This window comes from Streptomyces viridiviolaceus (assembly GCF_014650995.1).
Taxonomy (GTDB): Bacteria; Actinomycetota; Actinomycetes; order Streptomycetales; family Streptomycetaceae; genus Streptomyces; species Streptomyces viridiviolaceus.
Genome location: NZ_BMWA01000008.1, coordinates 273,127 through 293,397 on the forward strand (window position 1 = coordinate 273,127; position 20,271 = coordinate 293,397).

At 73.8% G+C, this 20,271-nt stretch carries 17 protein-coding genes and 1 riboswitch; of the genes, 4 read left to right on the top strand and 13 right to left on the bottom strand.

From position 1 onward, the window contains the following. Nucleotides 1–468 precede the first annotated feature (468 nt). Complete coding sequence (gene proP, locus IE260_RS13745; protein ID WP_189871439.1) at nucleotides 469–1,815, bottom strand: glycine betaine/L-proline transporter ProP; 1,347 nt, start codon at nucleotides 1,813–1,815, stop codon at nucleotides 469–471. 487 nt (nucleotides 1,816–2,302) lie between these two features. Between proP and IE260_RS13750 the strand changes: the two genes are divergently transcribed. Then, the gene (locus tag IE260_RS13750; protein ID WP_189871441.1) at nucleotides 2,303–4,360 is read left to right on the top strand and encodes a bifunctional glycosyltransferase 87/phosphatase PAP2 family protein; all 2,058 of its coding nucleotides are present in this window, start codon (nucleotides 2,303–2,305) and stop codon (nucleotides 4,358–4,360) included. Here the strand turns inward: IE260_RS13750 and IE260_RS13755 are convergent. The 8 genes from IE260_RS13755 to IE260_RS13790 form a co-directional block, all read right to left on the bottom strand. Further along, entirely contained in the window at nucleotides 4,314–5,945 is a 1,632-nt protein-coding gene (locus IE260_RS13755; RefSeq protein ID WP_189871443.1) for a glycosyltransferase family 87 protein, read from the bottom strand. The two genes, IE260_RS13750 and IE260_RS13755, sit on opposite strands and share 47 nt — an antisense overlap. A 180-nt stretch (nucleotides 5,946–6,125) precedes the next feature. After that, complete coding sequence (locus IE260_RS13760) at nucleotides 6,126–6,536, bottom strand: aggregation-promoting factor C-terminal-like domain-containing protein (protein WP_189871445.1); 411 nt, start codon at nucleotides 6,534–6,536, stop codon at nucleotides 6,126–6,128. Nucleotides 6,537–6,825: 289 nt separating this feature from the next. Further along, entirely contained in the window at nucleotides 6,826–7,674 is an 849-nt protein-coding gene (locus IE260_RS13765) for an ECF transporter S component (protein WP_189871447.1), read from the bottom strand. After that, on the bottom strand, nucleotides 7,671–9,629 hold the full coding sequence (locus IE260_RS13770; protein ID WP_189871449.1) for an ATP-binding cassette domain-containing protein: 1,959 nt from the start codon (nucleotides 9,627–9,629) through the stop codon (nucleotides 7,671–7,673). Before IE260_RS13770 ends, IE260_RS13765 begins: the two co-directional genes overlap by 4 nt. Next, on the bottom strand, nucleotides 9,626–10,780 hold the full coding sequence (locus IE260_RS13775) for an energy-coupling factor transporter transmembrane component T (RefSeq protein ID WP_229880747.1): 1,155 nt from the start codon (nucleotides 10,778–10,780) through the stop codon (nucleotides 9,626–9,628). Before IE260_RS13775 ends, IE260_RS13770 begins: the two co-directional genes overlap by 4 nt. Before the next feature lie 43 nt (nucleotides 10,781–10,823). Continuing rightward, nucleotides 10,824–11,489, bottom strand: coding sequence for an SCO2322 family protein (locus tag IE260_RS13780; RefSeq protein ID WP_189871453.1), 666 nt, complete (start codon nucleotides 11,487–11,489; stop codon nucleotides 10,824–10,826). Next, a complete protein-coding gene (locus IE260_RS13785; protein WP_189871455.1) occupies nucleotides 11,486–12,724 on the bottom strand; it encodes an SCO2321 family membrane protein in 1,239 nt (412 codons plus the stop codon). The genes IE260_RS13780 and IE260_RS13785 overlap by 4 nt, the downstream gene beginning before the upstream one ends. 120 nt (nucleotides 12,725–12,844) lie before the next feature. Further along, a riboswitch (cobalamin riboswitch) is annotated at nucleotides 12,845–12,938 on the bottom strand. 218 nt (nucleotides 12,939–13,156) lie between these two features. Continuing rightward, nucleotides 13,157–13,774: a TetR family transcriptional regulator gene (locus IE260_RS13790; protein ID WP_189871567.1), complete on the bottom strand. Its 618-nt coding sequence runs from the start codon at nucleotides 13,772–13,774 to the stop codon at nucleotides 13,157–13,159. Between the two features lie 197 nt (nucleotides 13,775–13,971). Here IE260_RS13790 and IE260_RS13795 point away from each other — a divergent pair, with 197 nt between their 5' ends. Genes IE260_RS13795 through IE260_RS13805 form a run of 3 tightly spaced genes read left to right on the top strand, consistent with a single transcriptional unit; the run spans nucleotide 13,972 to nucleotide 17,152 of the window. Beyond that, nucleotides 13,972–15,357, top strand: a complete 1,386-nt coding sequence (locus tag IE260_RS13795; protein WP_189871457.1) for a glycosyltransferase family 4 protein — start codon at nucleotides 13,972–13,974, stop codon at nucleotides 15,355–15,357. Then, nucleotides 15,351–16,085: a class I SAM-dependent methyltransferase gene (locus IE260_RS13800; protein WP_189871460.1), complete on the top strand. Its 735-nt coding sequence runs from the start codon at nucleotides 15,351–15,353 to the stop codon at nucleotides 16,083–16,085. Before IE260_RS13795 ends, IE260_RS13800 begins: the two co-directional genes overlap by 7 nt. Next, nucleotides 16,082–17,152, top strand: a complete 1,071-nt coding sequence (locus IE260_RS13805; RefSeq protein ID WP_189871461.1) for a prenyltransferase/squalene oxidase repeat-containing protein — start codon at nucleotides 16,082–16,084, stop codon at nucleotides 17,150–17,152. The genes IE260_RS13800 and IE260_RS13805 overlap by 4 nt, the downstream gene beginning before the upstream one ends. A 19-nt stretch (nucleotides 17,153–17,171) precedes the next feature. On the opposite strand, the gene IE260_RS13810 is transcribed toward IE260_RS13805, so the two are convergent. The 4 genes from IE260_RS13810 to IE260_RS13825 all read right to left on the bottom strand — a co-directional run bounded on the left by IE260_RS13810 (nucleotide 17,172) and on the right by IE260_RS13825 (nucleotide 20,233). Then, nucleotides 17,172–17,465, bottom strand: a complete 294-nt coding sequence (locus IE260_RS13810) for a hypothetical protein (RefSeq protein ID WP_189871463.1) — start codon at nucleotides 17,463–17,465, stop codon at nucleotides 17,172–17,174. A gap of 104 nt (nucleotides 17,466–17,569) precedes the next feature. Continuing rightward, on the bottom strand, nucleotides 17,570–18,403 hold the full coding sequence (locus tag IE260_RS13815) for a DUF5336 domain-containing protein (protein WP_189871466.1): 834 nt from the start codon (nucleotides 18,401–18,403) through the stop codon (nucleotides 17,570–17,572). Nucleotides 18,404–18,561: 158 nt separating this feature from the next. Beyond that, nucleotides 18,562–19,560, bottom strand: coding sequence for an N-acetylmuramoyl-L-alanine amidase (locus IE260_RS13820; RefSeq protein ID WP_189871468.1), 999 nt, complete (start codon nucleotides 19,558–19,560; stop codon nucleotides 18,562–18,564). 10 nt (nucleotides 19,561–19,570) lie between these two features. Beyond that, nucleotides 19,571–20,233 (bottom strand): class I SAM-dependent methyltransferase, encoded by a 663-nt coding sequence (locus IE260_RS13825; protein WP_189871470.1) that lies wholly within the window; start codon nucleotides 20,231–20,233, stop codon nucleotides 19,571–19,573. Nucleotides 20,234–20,271 lie beyond the last annotated feature (38 nt).

Below are 20,271 nucleotides of genomic sequence, written 5' to 3' on the forward strand. Positions count from 1 at the left end.
CGGGCCACGGCGTTTGCCGGTTGCCCGGCGTGGGTGCGGGCCGGGGTGGGTCGCGCGGCCCGGCGCTTGCGGGGTGCCGCCGCGCCCACCCGTGCCGCCCCTGGGGGGCCGCCCAGGCCGTTCAGGCACTGGGGGAGGCACGACTGCCCGCGGTTACGACGGCGCGGCGGCACGACGGCGCGGCGGCGCGACCGCGCGCGGTTACGTGGCACGGCGGCGGCGCGACCGCGCGGTGACGCGGTGCTCCGCGCGGGCACCGGGACGGACCCGCAGTCGCGTACGGCGAGAAGGGGACGTGCCGGGGGGTGTCCGCCCGCAGCGGTTGGCGCGTCGACGCCGGTCAGTTGGTGACCGACCGATTCCGCGCCGTTCCGAGGACGGACACCCCCCGGCGCGGCCCCGACCCACCACACAACCGATGGCGCTACGCGTACCCCCGACCCCCCCGCGGGCCGCCGCAGGCATCGGTCAGGCCTCGACCGCCGGCGGCGACCCCGGCAGCGGACGCCCAGCCGACTCCGACATGAACCACACCGCCACGCCACCGACCACAGCCGCGGCCATCATGTAGTACGCGGGCATCATCATGTTCCCGGTCGCCCCGATCAGCGCCGTCACCACCAGCGGCGTCGTCCCGCCGAACAGCGACACGGACACGTTGAAGCCGATCGACAGCGACCCGTACCGCACCCGCGTCGGGAACAGCGCCGGCAGCGCGGCCGGCATCGACGCCGTGAAGCACACCAGCAGCAGCCCGAGCGCCGCCATGCCCAGCCCCACCGCGAGCAGACTGCCCTCGCGGATCAGCAGCAGCGCCGGCACCGACAGCAGCAGGAACCCCGCACAGCCCGCCGCGATCACCGGCCGCCGGCCCACCCGGTCGGTCAGCGCCCCCGCGAACGGCTGCACGATCATCATCAGCGCCATCACGGCCAGCACGACCAGCAGCCCGTGCGTCTCGTCGTACTTCAGCTCGCTCGTCAAATAGCTCGGCATGTACGACAGCAGCATGTAGTCGGTGACGTTGAACACCAGCACCAGGCCGACGCACAGCAGCAGCGCCTTCCACTGCCCCGTGACCATCTCCCGAAGCGGCACCTTCGGCCGCGTGGCCTCCGCCTTCTCGACCTCGGCGGCGAACGCGGGCGTCTCCTCCAGCCGCATCCGCAGATACAGCCCGATGATGCCCATCGGCCCCGCGATCAGGAACGGGATCCGCCAGCCCCAGGACGTCAGGTCACCGTCCGACAGCAGCGCCGTCATCAGCGTCACCAGCCCCGCACCGCCGATGTACCCGGCCAGGGTGCCGAACTCCAGCCAGCTCCCCAGGAACCCGCGCCGCTTGTCCGGCGCGTACTCGGCGATGAAGGTGGACGCGCCCGCGTACTCACCACCGGTGGAGAACCCCTGCACCAGCCGCGCGACCAGCAGCAGCACCGGCGCCCACACGCCGATCGTCGCGTACGACGGGATCAGCCCGATCGCGAACGTACCCGCCGCCATCATGATCATCGTGAGGGCGAGGACCTTCTGCCGGCCGACCCGGTCGCCGAGCGGCCCGAAGACCATGCCGCCGAGCGGACGGACCAGGAACGCCGCCGCGAACGCGCCGAACGTGGAGAGGAGCTGTGCCGTCGGGTTGCCCGACGGGAAGAAGACCTTGCCCAGTGTCACGGCGATGTAGCTGTAGACACCGAAGTCGAACCACTCCATCGCGTTGCCGAGCGCGGCCGCCTTCACGGCCCGCTTGACGAGTGCGGGGTCGGTTGCGGTGACGTTCGCGCCGGGTGCGGACGTCCGGGGGCCCGAGTTCATGCGGGACGCGTGCGCGGCGACGGCTGCAGACAAAGCTTCGCTCGCCTACCTTTCGACGGGGACAGGGACACCACGACCCGCACGGCGGCGCTGTCGCCGGGCCGGAAAAGACCCGCGGCACTCGCCACGGGCCGAAAAGCGACCATAGGCGGTGATGCGCCGCTTACGCCCGGTACGCTCCTCGTCGCGCTGCGCACCGAAACCAGGTACACGCAGGGACGTCTGCCCGCCACGCAGCGCGGCTTCCGTCCGTGACCTGTGACCCTTCTCGCTCCGGTCTCGCTCCGACGGCGGCGCCGGACCGCCGCCGCACCGTCGTCATCCGGACAGCCACCCGGTAATCATTCGGACAAAGGAGGGCGGCGGTCAGGTTGAACAGGGGTTGCCTGCGTCTCTCTCCGGGGGTGGTGCGAGCCTCATAGGGTTCGCATGGAGAACACACCGCGTACACGGAACGCGGACGAACGGGGCGGGAGGCCGACGGGGCGTGGCGAATGCGGAGCACAGTGGGCGACCGGCGGAGGCCTTCGGGGCGCCGGTCGCCGGCGCGGCCAGGGCACGGCTGCGCGCGGCGCGGCTGGGGCTGTGGCTGGTCGCAGCCATCCTCGCCGTACGACAGCTGGCCGTGGTCCTCGGCACCCCGCGGGGCGAGCGGCTGACGGATCTGGAGACCTGGGTCGGGCCGAACGGCGTCCTGCACGTGGAGGGGTCGCTGTACGACTCCACGCAGTTCACCGGCACCCCCTTCGTCGGCCTGGTCCTCAAGCCCCTCACCCGCGCGGCCGAGCAGGCCCTCGGCTGGGGCTGGACCTTCGGCAGCCTGCTGCTGGTCGCCGCCCTCGGCCTGGTCGCCGCCCGCGCCCTGCCCCAGCCGGTGGGCCGCCGCACGTCGCTGCTGGCGGCGCCGGTCGCGGTGAGCCTGCTGATGCTCTCGTTGCCGGTGCGCAACGCCCTGTGGCTCGGCCAGACCAGCATCATCCCGGTCCTGCTCGTCCTGCTGGGCTGCTTCGCGGTACGCGGTCAGCGCGCCGGCGGCGTGCTGATCGGCATCGCCGCCGCGCTCCAGCCGACCGTGCTGCTCTTCGTGCTCCTGCTGTGGTTCACCGACCGCAGGCGGGCCGCGGCCACCACCGGGGTCACCTTCGTCGCGTGCACCGCGCTGACCTGGGTGGCGATGCCGCGGGACTCGTACACCTACTGGGTCCACCACCTGGCGGGCGTGGGCCTGGGCGGGGAGGCCGACGACCTCGCCAACCAGTCGCTGCACGGCGCCCTGCTGCGGCTCGGCCTGTCCGGCCCGCTGGAGATCGTCCTCTTCCTCCTGCTCGGCACCGCCGTCGCGGTCCTCGGCCTGCGCCGCGCCGTGCGCCACGCCCGCGACGGCCAGCTGCTGCTCGCGGTCGCGATCACCGGGTGCGCGGCCATCGCCGTGTCGCCGACGACCTGGCAGCACCAGCTGCTGTGGGTGCTGCTCGCGGTCGTCGGCCGGGTCGGCAGACGCGCCTCCGACCGCTATGTGTGGCCCGTCGCCGTCGTGCTGGTGATGACGCTGCCCGCGAAGATGATGCTGCCGAACATGGCGGCGGTCCATCCGCTGCGCGACAACGTGGTCCTGCTCGCGGCCCTCGCCGCCGCCGTGGCGGTGCCGTTCCTGCCCCGCACCTCGCCGTACTTCCAGTCGCCGGTCCCGACACAGCACGCGGCCCCGGTCCCGACCCGCTTCACGTACGTCCCCCTGCTCCCCTTCCTGCGCCGGGTCCTCACGCGTCCGAACCTACTGCTGGAACTGCTCCTGATCCGGGTGACCTACGCCGCCTACTCCAAGGTCCGGCTCGCGGCGACCGGCGGCAGCAACTCGGCCGGCCGCAGCCGTGCCGAGAAGCACGGCCACCAGATCCTCGACCTCGAACGCCTCCTGCACATCGACATCGAGCACGCGATCAACCACGCGGTGGTCGAGGCCGGCTGGCTGCGGAACTTCTTCGACTTCTACTACACGTCGTTCCACTTCGTCGTCCCGCTGACCGTCCTCGGCGTCCTGTACTGGCGCCGCCCGGTCGACTACCGCTGGGCCCGCTCGGCGCTCGGCTTCACCACACTGCTCGCCCTGGTCGGCTTCTGGCTGTACCCGCTGGCCCCGCCGCGCCTGATGCCCGGTCTCGGGATCATCGACACCGTGCACGGCGTGCAGGACTTCTCCCAGCCCGACTACGGCACGCTGACCGCCCTCACCAACCAGTACGCGGCGATGCCGTCGCTGCACTTCGGCTGGTCGCTGTGGTGCGGAGTGGTGATCGCGGTCATCGCGCCGAAGGCGTGGATGAAGGCGCTCGGCCTGCTCCATCCGCTGTTCACGGTCGCGGCGATCGTGGCGACCGGCAACCACTGGGTGCTGGACGCGGTGGGCGGTGCCGTCGTCGTCGGCGCGGGCTTCGGGCTGACGTACCTGCTGCAGGGCCCGCGGGCCCGGACGGTCACGGCCGTGGCGGAGGCCGGGGTCAGCAGTGATCCGCCGGTGCCGGTGAAGGACCGTACCGGGAGCTGATCCGGTACTCGCCCGGCGCGGAGACGGTCAGGCGGGTGAACTCGCCCTCGCGGGCGAGGCACCCGCCGTCGCTGCGCAGCCACGGCGACCAGGCCACCCGCACGGTCACCGGGCCGGGCCGGGACACGCGCAGCACCAGCTCGGCGCTGGTCGTCGTCACGACGGTGCCGGGCGCGGAGACGAGCGGCACGGCGTCCCGGACCCGGTACACCCGCCAGTGCTCGTCCTGCCAGACGGGCTCCAGCCAGTCGGGCCGGTCGTCCCGCACGAGCCGCGCCTCGGCCTCGGCGAACCCGTCCGGCTTGCCGAGCGGCAGCACGACGAGGCCGACCGCCCAGCGGTCCAGCCAGGCCCGGTAGGTGGCCGCGGAGAAGGTGCCGTCGTAGAAGAGGCGGGCGCGTTCCATGTCGAGCTGGCGGTTCCACCCGCGGGCCAGGTTCACGTGCGGGGCGAGCCGCGTGGCCTCGCGGTGGTTGCGGGCGGGCACCACCTCGACCCGGGTGCGGTCGGCCCCGAGCCCGTCCAGGGCCCGTACGACGCCGTGCGTCTCGGTGGCCCAGGCGGGAACCGAGGTGGACACCACCAGGTCGTCGGCGGTCTTCTTCCCCACCCACCCGACGGAGAAGACGAGGGCGACGACGAGCAGATTGCGCGCCGGGCGCCGCAGCCGGGGCACGGTGAGCAGGGCCGCCAGCAGCACGGCGGGCGCGAACAGCTCCGCGAACCGCTCGACGTTCGTACCGACGGGCGAGGCGATGAGATACGTCAGCACGGTCCCGACCGCGTAGACCGCCCCGCTCCACCGGGCGACCCGCCAGCCCCGCGGCGCCAGCGTGGTGACGGCGAGACCCAGCAGCACGGGCGGCCAGATCCGGGCCGGAGGCATCAGCTGCTCCCCGGTGAAGGGGAACAGCAGGGTGGTCAGGCCGACCACGGCGGCGGGCGGCACGAGCAGCACCAGGGCCCGTCCCCAGTCCCGCACGAACAGGAACGCCGCCCCGACGACGGCCAGGAACAGCCCGGCCACAGGGGAGGCCATCGTGGCCAGGGCCGCGTAGCCGGCGGCGAGGACGAGCCGTCTGTCCCGGGTGAGCAGGACGCACCCCGCGAGGCCGAGGGCGACGCCGAGGGCGAAGGTCGTGCGGCCGGAGGCGACGTTGCACCACAGGGCGAGCGAGGCGAGCAGCGCCGGGCCGAGCGGCCGGCGCACCCCCGCGCGGATGATCAGCACGGCCGCCAGCCAGGTGCCGGCGAGCCCGGAGACCACGGTGACCGTGCGCACACCGAGCAGGGCCATCAGGTACGGGGACAGGACGCTGTAGTTGGCGGTGTGCATGCCGCCGTACCAGAACAGCCCGTACGCCGACCCGCCGTGCCGCGAGGCGAACTGGGCCCATGCCTCCTGGGCGGCCAGGTCCCCGCCGCCGGTGGCGAGGAGGGACCACCACAGCGCGTACAGCGGCAGCGTCGGCAGCGTCGCGAGGAGCGGGACGCGGTGCTGCCGCCAGAAGCCGCGGAGCGCGTCGCCGCGGCCTCCGGCCGGCTGCCGTTCGGGCAGGGAGACGGTGAGTTCGGCTGGGACCACGGTCGGGGTTTCCGTTCGGCGTCGTCGGGCGTGCGCTGCGTGGGGACACGGGCGAAGACGTGAAACGGAACGGAAACGTTGTCCGGGCGCCGCGAGCTGTCGCGCACGGCGTTCCGGGCATGGCGAAGGCGGCGGCCCCGGGGATCGGGGGGCCGCCGCCTTCGGCTGTGTGGGGCCGGCTCAGTACCAGTTGTTGGCCTGCCAGAACTTCCAGGCGTCACACGGGCTGCCGTAGCGCTCGTTCATGTAGTCCAGACCCCACTTGATCTGGGTGGCCGCGTTGGTCTTCCAGTCGGAGCCGGCCGCGGCCATCTTCGAGCCCGGCAGGGCCTGGACCAGGCCGTAGGCGCCGCTGGAGGCGTTGGTGGCGGTCACGTTCCAGTCGCTCTCGTGGTCGACGATGTTGGCGAAGCACTGGTACTGCGCCGAGTCGCCGATCATCGCCTTCGCGGTCGCCTGGGCCGAGGAGGCGGCCGCGGCCTGGGCGGGCGCGGCGGCGATCAGGGTGCCGCAGGTGGCGGCGGCCACGGCGGCGCCCGCGAGGGCCTTCTTCGGGGCGGCGACACGGCGGAGGAAAGAGGCGGCGGTCAACTCAGGGCCTTTCTTCGGGGACAAGGAGCGCCACGGCACGCCTGGCCACGCGGTGCGGGCCGGTCGGGCATGCGACGGCGCCGGGACCCGTGGGGGCCGTCGGCGCCTGGCGACTCGTCCAGAGAAGCAGGCCGGATCGGCGTCCGCAATCACCCCTTTTGCTAGTGGTGGTCGTATGTGGGGTGATGCGGCGTGATGTGACCTGGCTCTCAATGTGCAGGTCAGAGGCGTGCACGGGGTCCGCGTCGATCTCGTGTCGTCTACGGCCCGGCGTCGTAGGTGAGCCGGGTCACGTGGGGCGGCTCACCTCGGAGGGCCCCTCGAATGTGACCTGGGCCTCGAACGCCGCCCGGCGCGTGGCACGGCGTAGTGCCTTGAGCACAGGAGCGCCGAGGGTGAGGGTGAGGACGACCGTGACGGCGGCGCGGCCCAGGTCCCAGCCGAGCGACGTGGCCAGGCAGTAGGCGAGGAAGTGGGCCAGGTTGGTGGCCACCGGCGCGTCCGGGTCGAAGGCGATGGCCGAGGCGAGCTTGTTCATGAAGGGCCAGCCCGACATGTTCATGATCGTTCCGTAGGCGAACGCGGCCAGGAAGCCGTAGCCGGCGAGCAGGAGCAGTTCCGCCCGGCCGCGCAGGCGGTCCGGGAACGGCAGCAGCCCGGCGCCCATCGTGAACCAGCCCATCGACAGCATCTGGAACGGCATCCACGGACCCACCCCGCCCGTGAGCAGGGCGGAGGCGAACATCGTGACCGAGCCGAGGACGAAGCCGAAGCCCGGTCCCAGGACCCGGCCGCTCAGCACCATCAGGAAGAACATCGGCTCGATGCCGGCCGTGCCCGCGCCGATGGGGCGCAGGGCGGCCCCGGTGGCCGCCAGCACGCCCAGCATCGCCACCGCCTTGGGGCCGAGACCGGACTCCGAGATCGTCGCCGCCACCACGGCCACCAGCAGCAACAGCAGGCCCGCGAAGAGCCACGGCGCGTCCTGGGCATGGGCGTTCACCGAGGCGTCGGGCGGGGCCAGGAAGGGCCAGCCGAAACCGGCCACGCCCACGGCGCCGACCAGGACGAGGGCGGCGACGGAGCGCGGGCCGAGGCGGACGGCACGGGCCTGGCGCTGCGGGGCGCTGCCGGTCATGCCAGGGCCTCCCGTACCTGTGCGACCGTGAGCCACTTCCGCGGGGCCAGGATCTTGGCGACCTGCGGGGCGAAGGACGGCGAGGCCACCGCCACGTCCGCCGTGGGACCGTCGGCGATCACCTCGCCCTCTGCCAGCAGCACGACCCGGTGGGCCAGCTCGGCGGCCAGCTCCACGTCGTGCGTGGCCAGCACGATGGCGTGCCCGTCGGCAGCCAGCCCGCGCAGGATGCCGACCAGCCGGGCCTTCGCCGCGTAGTCCAGGCCGCGGGTCGGCTCGTCCAGGAGCATCAGGGGCGGGCGGGCCGTCAGCACCACCGCCAGGGCGAGCGTGAGCCGCTGGCCCTCGGACAGGTCGCGGGGGTGGATGCCGTCGCTGACACCGGGCAGCAGTTCGGTCAGCAGGGCGCGGCAGGTGCCGGGGGCCGCCTCCGCGTCCCGGTCCGCCGCCGCGCACTCGGCGGCCACCGTGTCCGCGTACAGCAGGTCGCGTGGCTCCTGCGGGACCAGGCCGACGCGGCGCACCAGATCGCGCGGGGCCGTACGGTGCGGCACGGCGTCGCCGGCGCGGACGGAACCGGTGGCCGGTTCGACGAGTCCGACCAGCGCCGACAGGAGGGTGGACTTCCCGGCGCCGTTGCGGCCCATCAGGGCGACGGTCTCGCCGGGGGAGACGGTGAGGTCGACACGCCGCAGCGCCTGGACCCGGCCGCGCCGGACGGCGAGGGAACGCACCTCGGCGGCGTACGGGGAGGCCGGGTCGGCGGCTGCCGTGGTCCCGGCACCCGGCGCCTTTCCGAGCAGGCGGCGCAGGAGGGAGGCGCCGGGACGCCGGGCGGCCGTGGCGGGAGTGGGGACCAGGACGCCCGAGGGGGCCACGGCGGCGGCCGAAGCGACGGCGGCGTCCCGCGCACCGGCACCGGTCGGCTTCGCACCGGCACTGGTCGGCTTTGCTCCGGCACTGGTCGGGTCTGCGCCGGCACCCGCTGGCTCCGCACCGTCACCGGCTGGCTTCGCACCGGCACTGGTCGGCTTTGCTCCGGCACCCGTCGGGTCTGCACCGGCACCAGTCGGCTTTGCTCCGCCACTGGTCGGCTTCGCGCCGGCGTCGGACGGTGCGGGGCCGGGTGCCGGGTCCCGCTCGTCCAGTCGTTCCCTCAGGGGTGCCGCCCGGCGCCGCGCGTCCCGGATCGTCAGGGGCAGCGGGGACCAGCCCGCCAGCCGGCCCAGGTCCACCACCGGCGGGTACACCGGGGACACGGCCATGACATCCGCCGGGGAGCCGACCACGGGCCGGGCGCCCGGGGACGGGAGCAGGACGACCTGGTCGGCGTACTGGATCACCCGCTCCAGCCGGTGTTCGGCCATCAGGACCGTCGTACCGAGGTCGTGGACGAGCCGCTGCAGGACGGCCAGGACCTCCTCCGCCGCGGCCGGGTCCAGGGCGGAGGTCGGCTCGTCCAGGACCAGCACCTCCGGGTGCGGGGTGAGGACCGAACCGATGGCGACCCGCTGCTGCTGGCCGCCGGAGAGCGTGGCGATCGGCCGGTCGCGCAGACCGGACAGGCCGAGCAGGTCGAGCGTCTCCTCGACCCGGCGGCGCATGACGTCCGGCGGCAGGCCGAGCGACTCCATGCCGTAGGCGAGTTCGTCCTCGACGGTGTCCGTCACGAAGTGCGACAGCGGGTCCTGGCCCACCGTGCCGACCACGTCGGCGAGTTCGCGCGGCTTGTGCGTGCGGGTGTCGCGGCCGGCCACGACGACCCGGCCGCTCAGGGTGCCCCCGGTGAAGTGCGGCACGAGGCCGCTCACCGCGCCGAGCACGGTCGACTTGCCGACCCCCGACGGGCCGACGAGCAGCACGAGTTCGCCCTCGGGGACCTCGAAGTCCACCCCGCGGACGGTGGGTTCGGGCGCCCCGTCGTACGTCACGCAGACATCCTCGAAGCGGATCACGACGGCTCCTTGGCGGGTTGCTCGGGGGCGGGGGTGACGAAGGCGGGGAGCAGCCCGATCAGGACGGCCGCCGCCGGCCACAGCGGGAGCGTGGGGGCGACCAGCGGGACCACGCCCGGGTGCAGCGCCGCCGGATCGCGGGCGGCGGCGAGGAACAGCAGGGCCGCGACCGCCGCGCCGGAGGCGGTGACCAGCCAGGCGCGGGCGCCCCACCGGTCCGGGCGGTACCGCGTGCGCAGGGAACGGCGACCGCCGAGCCACAGCCCCGCGAGCGCGGCGGCGAGCCCGGCGACCAGCACGGGGATGCCGTACGTGGCGCCTTCGGCGGTCAGCACGCCGTACGTCCCCGCGCACACGCCGAGGAGACCGCCCAGGGTCAGCGCCGCGGTGGTCCGGCGAACGGCGGCGGGAACGGAGGCGGTACGGCCGTAGCCGCGGGCGTCCATCGCGGCAGCGAGGGCGACGGAGCGTTCCAGAGCGCCCTCCAGGACCGGCAGCCCCACCTGGAGCAGGCCCCGTACGCCCTTGTCGGGGCGGCCGCGCAGACGGCGGGCGGCCCGCAGTCGCCGGCCGTCGGCGATGAGGCTCGGGGCGAAGGTGAGCGCCACGACGACGGCGACCCCGGTCTCGTACAGGGCGCCGGGGAGGGACTTCAGCAGCCGCGAGGGGCTCGCCAGGGCGTTCGCGGCGCCGACGCAGATCAGGAGCGTGGCCAGCTTCATGGCGTCGTACAGCGCGAAGGCGAGGCCCTCGGCGGTGACCCGGCCGCCGAGGCGGATGCCCTGCGCCCAGTCGGGGAGCGGGACTTCGGGGAGCGTGACGATCACCTGCGTGCCGGGGACGGGCGAGCCGAGGACGGCCGTGAACAGCAGGCGGACCACCAGGACGGCGAGCGCGAGCTTGACGAAGGCGCCGTAGGACCGCGACCAGGGGGTGTGGGGGCGGCGGGCCAGGACGACGTAGGCGGAGACGGCGACGAGCAGGGCGAGCAGGAGGGGGTTGGTGGTGCGGGTGGCGGCGACGCCCAGGCCGATGGCCCACAGCCACCAGGCGCCGGGGTGCAGTGCTGCGGTGCGAGGGCGGCCGGGGGACGGGACGCCTGCCGGCGCCGGGCGGGTGCCTCCCCCGGAGGGGGTGCCCCCGCCCCCCACGCGCGCCGCCCCGGCGGCACGACCGCCCGCGGGCTGCGCTCCGCTACGGAGCATTCCCGCGCCGCCTCGCCTGCCAGGCCGCCGCCGCGCCCAGGACCGCCACGATCGCGATGCCCGCGAACAGGCCGACCGAGGGGCCGTCGTCGTCCGACGCGCTCCCCTTCTCCTCTGTCCCCTTGCCCTCTGTCCCCTTCTCCTTCTGATCCGGCTGCTGCGCCACCTGCTCCCCGCACCCCGACTCGGGGTAGCCCGCGATGGCGCACAGCAGGGCATCGGTGTCGTAGCGCAGCGGCCCCGCGACGGCGGCCAGGGCGTCCGCGGTCGTCGCGTCGGGGGAGACGCGGGCGCAGGCGGTGCGGGGCCCGGGCGGGGTCTCGCCGGACGGGGCGTCGGCGGCCGTGCCGAAGTCCAGGACGAGCGCCACCCGCTTGCTGCCGTCCCGCGCGGGCGTCTTCGCGCAGATCGCCGCGAAGTCCGCGGCCCCGCGCGGCTGCGCCGCGTCGTCGGAGTCCTCGCTCACCGCGAAGCGGAAGCCCTGGACGTCGCCGTCGGAGGGGCGGGCGGTGGAAGGGCCCTGGGTGGCGTACGTCCAGCGGTCGCCGTCACGGTCCCAGAAGGACCAGTAGCGGTAACCGGTGGCCTGCGCCTGGCCGGCGCTCCCGATCAGCAGGAGCCCGGCCAGGGCCAGGAGGGCGGCGCGGCGTATCACGGCTGCTGCTTCCGGGTGCGGCCGCTGAGCAGGAAGCCGATGCCGATGCCGAAGACCAGGCAGACGCCGACGAACCACCAGACGCCGAAGCCGGAGCCGTCCTTGTCCTCGGCCTTCTTCTCGTCCTTGTCGCTCGCGCTCGCGGAGTCCCGTATCGCGGCGCCCTGCGGGGACGGTCCCGTCGCGTTCAGCTGCGCCACCAGGTCGGTGCCGCCGAAGTCGCGCGGGTCGGTGCCGGTGGCGTGGGCGGCGAAGATCAGCTGGGCGTAGGCGGCGGGACCGCTCTGCTTCGCCCAGGACGCGGAGTTCTGCTTCAGCCAGTTCAGCGGCTTGCTCGCCTTGCCGGTCCCGCCCTGCGCGGCGAGCGCGACGACCGCGTCGGCGGTGTTGCCGTAGTCGGGCTGGTCGGTGGCGCCGGCCAGGGCGGACGTCAGGTGACCGTCCTCGGCGACGGCCTTCGCGAGGTACGCGGCACCGTTCCCGGCGGCCTGCGCGGGAGTGGGGTCCTCCCCGCCGGCGCAGGTGGCGTCCGCCGCCTTGCCGGGCTCGGTGACCAGGCCCTTGCCGAGCGCGCCGAGGACGCCCGCGGCCGTCGCGTCCGCGTTGGCGGCGAGCTTGCCGTCCTTGTCCGGCTGGAACGCGAACGCGCCCGCGCCGTCGCCCCCGCCGCAGGGCAGGGCGAAGGTCAGCAGGGCGTCGTACGGCGACTTGCCGCCCTTGACGACCTTCTCGGGGTCGGTGCCGGTGGCGGTCAGCGCGCCGATGACGACGGAGGTGGAGTTGGCGTCGCTGGGGCCGCCGGGGGCGTAGCCCCAGCCGCCGTCCTTGTTCTGCACGGACTTCAGCCAGGTGAGGGCGTCCTCCACGACGTCGCCGCGCCCGCCGAGGGCGGCCAGGGCCTGGATCGCGGCGGCCGTGTTGTTGGTGTCGACCATGACCTTGGCGTCGCAGTCCTTGGACGGGTCGGCGCGGAAGGGCGCGAAGGCGCCGTTGTCGCACTGCTGCCCGGTGAGCCAGTCCACGGCCTTCGGCGACGGGATCACGCCCACCGTGTGCTGCGCGAGCAGGGCGAGGGACTGGCGCCAGACGCCGTCGTACTGGGGGTCGGAGGTGCCGTACAGCCCGGCGGGTGTGGGCGCGGAGGGTGACGGGTCGGCGGCGACCGCGGGCGCGGCGGCGGCGCCGATCACGGCTATGGCGGCCAGGGCCGCGGCACTGCGGCGGCGGACGTTCATGATCGGCGGGTGCCTTTCGCTGCGAGGAGGCGGGCGGCACCGGGCACCCCCGGGCGGCTCGGCTCCGTATACCTCGACGGTGCCGTGCACCGGCGGGCGCCGGGCACGTGAGCCGGTCACGGTCCCGACCGGGGCGATCCGGCTCACCGTCCGCGGAAGTCCTCGACGGGCGGCTCACGGTTGCGGGTCAGCGCCGGAATTGCACCGGCTTCCCCCCGATCGGGTGTGATGACGACGCGGCCACTTTACCCGGAGGTAGGAAGCGGCCCACGGGGCGGCCGTCGGCGCCGGGAGGCGATGACTCGCGCCGCGTCGCACGGGCCGGCTCCCCGGCCGCGGACGCCGCCCGCGCAGAGGCGCAGGTCCCTCACTCCGGGGTCGCCCCGGCTGCTCCGACGCGGCCGTGGTCGGCGGGGCGTGGGCCCGGGGCTGTCAGTCGTCGGTCGACGTCAGCTCGATCAGCCGGCACACCGTCTCGATGTCGACCTGCACCTGGGCGATGGACGCGCGGCCCGCCAGCCACGTGATCAGGGTCGAGTGCCAGGTGTGCTCGATGACGCGGACCGCGGAGAGCTGCTCGGGCGTGGGGTTCTCCAGGCCGCCCATCGCGTCCAGGATGATCGCCGTGGTCTGGCGGGAGACCTGGTCGACCTCCGGTGAGACGCTGCGGTCGGCGAAGGTCAGGGCGCGTGCCATCGCCTCGGCCAGCCGCGGTTCGCGCTGCAGTGCACGGAAGGCCCGCATCAGGGTCTGCGCCACCCGGTCCGCCGCCGTCTCGCCCGCCGGCGGGCTCTTGCGCAGGGTGGCGTGCAGGTGCTCCAGCTGGTCCTGCATCGTCGCGACCAGCAGATGGACCTTGGACGGGAAGTAGCGGTACAGGGTGCCGAGGGCCACCTGCGACGACTCCGCGACCTCACGCATCTGCACGGCCTCGAAACCGCCCCGGCAGGCCAGCCGGGCGGTCGTGTGCAGGATGCGGCGGCGGCGCGCCTCCTGCCGCTCGGTGAGGGGCGGGGAAGCGGCGCGGCGCACGGAGCCGGCTTCCGGCATGTCCACCTTGGCCACCTTCTCCCCCTTGCCCGGCCCGGTGGGGTGCCGCGCCGTGGCGTGAATCACCTGATCCACTCGTCACAGCACCCCTACCTGCCGGTAGATTCGGAGCCTCTGAACGATCAAGTATGAAACTTGTTCTAGATTATCGTCCCGGCGTAGTCTCGCGGGACAGCGCAGTGAGAAGGGGGCCCAGAGTGACCGCTGAGGCCAGTCAGGCGGGACCCCGTCAGGAGCCCGCCGCCGACGGCTTGCGACCGCTCCGCATCGCACTCCTCACCTACAAGGGAAACCCGTTCTGCGGCGGCCAGGGCGTCTACGTCCGCCACCTCTCACGCGAACTGGCCCGCCTCGGCCACTGGGTCGAGGTCATCGGCGCCCAGCCCTACCCCGTCCTCGACGTCGTCGACGGGACCCGCTGCGGCCCGGCCCTCACCGAGCTGCCCAGCCTCGACCTCTACCGCCAGCCCGACCCCTTCCGCACCCCGAAGCGCGACGAGTACCGCGACTGGGTGGACGCGCTGGAGGTCGCCACCATGTGGACCGGCGGATTCCCCGAACCGCTGACGTTCTCGCTGCGTGCCCGCCGCCATCTGCGTGCCCGCCGCGGCGACTTCGACGTCGTCCACGACAACCAGACCCTCGGCTACGGGCTGTTGGGCGACGTGGGCGCACCCCTGGTCACCACCATCCACCACCCCATCACCGTCGACCGGCAGTTGGAGCTGGACGCCGCCGAGACCTGGCAGCGGCGGTACTCCGTGCGCCGCTGGTACGCGTTCACCCGCATGCAGAAGCGCGTCGCGCGCCGCCTGCCCTCCGTCCTCACCGTCTCCGGTACCTCCCGGCAGGAGATCGTCGACCACCTCGGCGTACGGCCGGACCGCATCCACGTCGTGCACATCGGCGCCGACACCGACCTGTTCTCGCCCGACGCGTCGGTGCCGCAGGTGCCGGGCCGGATCGTGACGACGTCCAGCGCGGACGTGCCGCTCAAGGGCCTGGTCTTCCTCGTCGAGGCGCTGGCGAAGGTGCGCACCGAGCACCCCGACGCCCACCTCGTCGTCGTCGGCAAGCGCCCCGCCGAGGGGCCCGTCGCCCAGGCGATGGAACGCTACGGCCTCGAAGGCGCCGTCGAGTTCGTCAAGGGCATCTCGGACGCCGAACTGGTCGACCTCGTCCGCTCGGCCGAGGTCGCCTGCGTGCCGTCCCTGTACGAGGGGTTCTCGCTGCCGGCCGCCGAGGCCATGGCGACCGGCACGCCGCTGCTGGCCACCACCGGCGGGGCGATCCCGGAGGTCGCCGGACGCGACGGGGAGACCTGCCTGGCGGTGCCGCCCGGCGACGCGGGGGCACTGGCCGCGGGGCTCGGACGGCTGCTCGGCGACCCGGAGCTGCGGGCCCGGCTCGGGGCGGCCGGACGCGAGCGGGTGCTGCGGCAGTTCACCTGGGCCCGCGCCGCCGAGGGAACGGTGGCCCGCTACCGCGAGGCCATCGGCGGCTCCGCCCCCGCCCCGAGGGCCGCCTCCCCGATCCCGACAAGTGACACCGGCGTCTACCCCGAAAGCAGGGCCACGTGCTGACCGTCGACTTCTCCCGGTTCCCGCTCGCCCCGGGCGACCGCGTCCTGGACCTCGGCTGCGGCGCCGGCCGGCACGCCTTCGAGTGCTACCGGCGCGGCGCGCAGGTCGTGGCGCTGGACCAGAACGGCGACGAGATCCGCGAGGTCGCGAAGTGGTTCGCGGCGATGAAGGAGGCCGGCGAGGCACCGGCCGGCGCCACCGCCACGGCGATGGAGGGCGACGCGCTGGCCCTGCCCTTCCCGGACGAGTCCTTCGACGTCGTCATCATCTCCGAGGTGATGGAGCACATCCCCGACGACAAGGGCGTGCTCGCCGAGATGGTCCGCGTCCTCAGGCCCGGCGGGCGCATCGCGATCACCGTGCCGCGCTACGGCCCCGAGAAGGTCTGCTGGGCGCTGTCCGACGCCTACCACGAGGTCGAGGGCGGACACATCCGCATCTACAAGGCCGACGAACTGCTCGCCAAGATCCGCGAGGCGGGCCTCAAGCCGTACGGCACCCACCACGCGCACGCCCTGCACTCGCCCTACTGGTGGCTGAAGTGCGCCTTCGGCGTCGACAACGACAAGGCGCTGCCGGTGCGGGCGTACCACAAGCTGCTGGTCTGGGACATCATGAAGAAGCCGCTGGCCACCCGGGTCGCCGAGCAGGCGCTCAACCCGCTGATCGGCAAGAGCTTCGTGGCGTACGCGACCAAGCCCCACCTCCCGCCGGTGGACGCCGCGTGACCACTCCCCGCACGGAACACCTCGTCCTGCCCGGAGTACTGACCGCCGGGCAGGCCGCCGCGACCGTCCGCGGCATCCTCGCAGTGCAGCGGGAGGACGGCGCCATCCCCTGGTTCCGGGGGCACCACCTCGACCCCTGGGACCACGTCGAGGCCGCGATGGCCCTCGACGCGGCCGGTGAGCACGAGGCCGCCGAGCGGGCCTACACGTGGCTGGCCCGGCACCAGAACCCGGACGGCTCCTGGTACGCGGCCTACGCCGACGGGAACGCCGACGAGGTCACCGACCGCGGCCGGGAGACCAACTTCGTCGCCTACGTGGCCGTCGGCGTCTGGCACCACTACCTCGCCACCGGCGACGACACGTTCCTCGACCGGATGTGGCCGGTCGTCGTCGGGGCGATCGAGTTCGTGCTGCGCCTGCAGCAGCCCGGCGGGCAGATCGGCTGGCGGCGTGACGACGACGGCACCGACACCACGGACGCGCTGCTGACCGGCAGCTCCTCCGTGCACCACGCGCTGCGCTGCGCCCTCGCCATCGCCGAACAGCGTGAGGAACCCCAGCCGGACTGGGAGTTGGCGGCCGGCGCGCTGCGGCACGCCATCCGGCGCCACCCGGAGCGGTTCCTCGACAAGGGCCGCTACTCGATGGACTGGTACTACCCGGTGCTGGGCGGCGCGCTGACCGGCACGGAGGCCAGGTCCCGCATCGAGGAGAGCTGGGACCGCTTCGTCGTCCCCGGCCTCGGCGTGCGGTGCGTCGTGCCCAACCCGTGGGTCACCGGCGGCGAGTCGGCCGAACTCGCGCTCGCGCTCTGGGCGGTGGGCGAGTCCGACCGGGCCCTGGACGTCCTGCAGTCGATCCAGCACCTGCGGGACGCCGACAGCGGCCTGTACTGGACGGGTTACGTCTTCGAAGACGACGCGATCTGGCCGCGCGAGCTGACCAGCTGGACCGCCGGCTCCCTGCTCCTCGCCGTCGCCGCGCTCGGCGGCCACGAGGCGACCTGCCAGGTGTTCGGCGGCGACCGCCTGCCGAGGGGACTCGACCCGGACTGCTGCGTCTGAGCGCCGCTCGCCGCGCCGCTCAGTGCCGGTGGAGCCGGTTGGCGATCGCGTGGCCGACGAACAGGTAGACCACCGCGGCCAGTCCGTAGCCGGCCACGACCCGGGCCCAGTCCTCGTCGAAGGTGAACAGGTCGCGTGACCAGCCGGCCAGCCAGTTGGCCGCGTCGTGGACGAACTGCACCAGGTCGTTGGCCCGGTTGGCGTCCAGCAGGTACATCAGAATCCACAGTCCGAGGATGACGGCCATGATGTCCGCGATCACCGCGACGGCCGTCCCGGCGGAGTTGGAACCAGTGCGATATCGAGGGGACATGCTTACCGTCTGGCCCCGGACGCCTGCTTGAAACCTACGACGGCCCCCTGCCCGAAGGACCGTGAGGTCCGGCGGGCGGGGGGCCGTCGGGAGACGAGGGGCGGTCAGCCGCGCTGGATGCCGGAGGTGTCCTGCAGCACACCGCGGCGGCCGTCCTGCGTCTGCGCGACCAGGGCGGAACCGCGCTGCTCGACCGCCAGGTACCAGGTGCCCGGCGCCAGTTCGGCGATCGGCGTGGGAGAACCGTCCTCCCCGAACAGCGGACGCGGCACCGGCACGGCGAACCAGAACGGCGAGAAGTCCCCGGCCGGCTGCGCCTGCGGCTGGGGCTGCTGGGCCTGCTGCGGCTGGCCCCCGTAAGGCTGGCCGGGCTGACCCGGCTGACCGGGCTGCCCGCCGTACGACGGCTGCTGTGCGCCCGGGTAGCCGTAACCACCCTGCGGCTGGGCGCCGTAGGGCTGCGGCGCGGCCGGGCGGGGGGCCGGGAGGAGGGCGCCCTTGAGGGCCGGGACCAGGGGGGTGGCGACCGCGGCGGCGGCCATGATCAGCGTGGCGACGAGGGCGAGGATCAGGCCCGTTCCCGCACCGAGACCGTCGGAGAAGCCCCCGTCGTTGTCGAACGCGCCCGCCGGGTCGAAGACGTTGCCCAGCGCGCACCACGCGGCGAAGACCGTGAAGGTGACACCGAACTGGCCGAGGTCGAGACCGGCGACCTTGCGCGGCTGCGGCAGCCCCCGCGCCACGACGACGAGCGCGGCGCCGATGATGCCCGCCAGCACGACACCGAGCACGACCGGCCCGCTGCCCCACAGGCTGGGGATGTCGGCGCTGTCCGAGGCACCGTCGATCGAGTAGATGTCGAGGAACGACGCGATGAACAGCAACACCGCTGCTCCGATCACCACGCCGTCGCCTCGAGTGAGGGAGCGGATATTCACTTCAGGTCCTTCGTAGGTCGTCTCGTCGTCGGTAGAGGCGTCGCTGTCACCATGTCGCCGTCAGGCCCCGGTGTGAAGCGCGGGGGTGGCCCCTCATCGTAGGGACGACACTACCGTCCGTACGATCAGGCTGTCCGCCCGGATCCGTACGCTGATCGCTACCCGCGCAGGAAACTCACGATTCCCTCAGAGATCCCTTGCGCCGCCTTCTGCCGCCAGGCGCCACTGGTCAGCAGCGCCGCGTCCTTGCTATCGCGCATGTTCCCGCACTCGATGAACACCTTGGGAACCGTTGACAGATTGAGACCGCCCAGGTCCTCGCGCGTGACGAGACCGGTGCCGCCGCCCACGTAGTTGGAGGGTGCGCTGCCGGTCACCCGGACGAAGTTGCCCGCGATGCGCTCGCCGAGGTCGGCGGAGGGGGCGACGATGGCGCGGGTGTCGGCGGAGCCGGCGTGCACCGAGCCCGGCAGGATGACGTGGAAGCCGCGGTTGCCGGTCCCCGAGCCGTCGGCGTGGATCGAGACGGCGGCGTCCGCACGTGCCTCGTTGCCGATCCGGGCCCGCTCGTCCACGCAGGGACCGTAGGACCGGTCGCCGTCCTGCGTCAGCTTCACGGTGGCGCCCTGCCGTTCCAGGAGCGTGCGCAGCCGGTGGGCCACGTCGAGCGTGAACTTCGCCTCGGGCCAGCCCGCGTTGGTGGCCGTACCCGTGGTGTCGCACTCCTTCCAGTTCGTCCCGATGTTCACCTTGCGGTTGATCTCGGAGGCGTGCTGGAAGTTGTTCGGGTTGTGGCCCGGGTCGATGACGACGACCTTGCCCTTGAGGGGGCCGGAGCCGGCGGCACCCGACGGGGACGGGGACTTCGACGGGGACGCGGAGGGCTTCCCGGCCGAGGGCGAAGGGGACGCGCCCGTAGGCTTCTTGGCGTCGTCGTCGGAGTGGGCGGGAGCGCCGGAGGACGGCACCCGCGATGCGCTCACGCCGCCCGCGCGATCCGGACCGCCGCCCTCGTCGCCCGAGCCGCCGACCGCCGCGTACACCCCCCACCCGAGCAGCGCCCCGGGCACCAGCGCGGCCAGCGCCACGGTCAGCGGGCGGCGCAACGGGGAGCGGCGGGGCTGGGGTCGATCGAACTCCGGGCCTGTGTACGACACGTCTGCGACTCTAACCGCGCCCCCGGATCCCCGCTCCCGTTCGCCGCAGGACGCGCAGCGAGTCGGTCACCGAGACCTCCGTGAACGCCCCGGACGCGAGGGCCCGGAGGTAGACGCGGTACGGGGCCTGGCCCGTGAACTCGTCCGCCGGGTCCGGGAAGACGTCGTGGATGACCAGCAGGCCGCCGACGGCCACGTGCGGGGCCCAGCCCTCGTAGTCGGCACTCGCGTGCTCGTCGGTGTGGCCGCCGTCGACGAAGACCAGGGCGAGGGGGGCGTTCCAGAGCGCCGCGACCTGGGGCGAGCGGCCGACCAGCGCCACCACGTGCTCCTCCAGCCCGGCCCGGTGCAGGGTGCGGCGGAAGGCGGGGAGGGTGTCCATCACGCCGAGCTCGGGGTCGACCGTCTCCGGGTCGTGGTAGTCCCAGCCCGGCTGCTGCTCCTCGCTGCCCCGGTGGTGGTCGACGGTGAGCGCGGTGACGCCGGCCCGGCGGGCCGCGTCGGCGAGCAGGAGCGTGGAGCGTCCGCAGTAGGTGCCGACCTCCAGGAGCGGCAGCCCGAGCCCGCCCGCCTCAACCGCCGCCGCGTACAGGGCCAGACCCTCGTGCGTGGGCATGAACCCCTTGGCGGCCTCGAAGGCGGCCAGGACGTCCGGCGTGGGTGCCGCGGGCATGGGGGTCCTCTCGGTCGGGGCGTGCGGGGTGCACGGGG

Bases quoted from the DNA above. Each gene is read 5' to 3' on its own strand.
- proP (WP_189871439.1), bottom strand. From the start codon at position 1,815: ATGAACTCGGGCCCCCGGACGTCCGCACCCGGCGCGAACGTCACCGCA.
- IE260_RS13765 (WP_189871447.1), bottom strand. From the start codon at position 7,674: ATGACCGGCAGCGCCCCGCAGCGCCAGGCCCGTGCCGTCCGCCTCGGC.
- IE260_RS13785 (WP_189871455.1), bottom strand. From the start codon at position 12,724: ATGAACGTCCGCCGCCGCAGTGCCGCGGCCCTGGCCGCCATAGCCGTG.
- IE260_RS13790 (WP_189871567.1), bottom strand. From the start codon at position 13,774: ATGCCGGAAGCCGGCTCCGTGCGCCGCGCCGCTTCCCCGCCCCTCACC.
- IE260_RS13810 (WP_189871463.1), bottom strand. From the start codon at position 17,465: ATGTCCCCTCGATATCGCACTGGTTCCAACTCCGCCGGGACGGCCGTC.
- IE260_RS13825 (WP_189871470.1), bottom strand. From the start codon at position 20,233: ATGCCCGCGGCACCCACGCCGGACGTCCTGGCCGCCTTCGAGGCCGCC.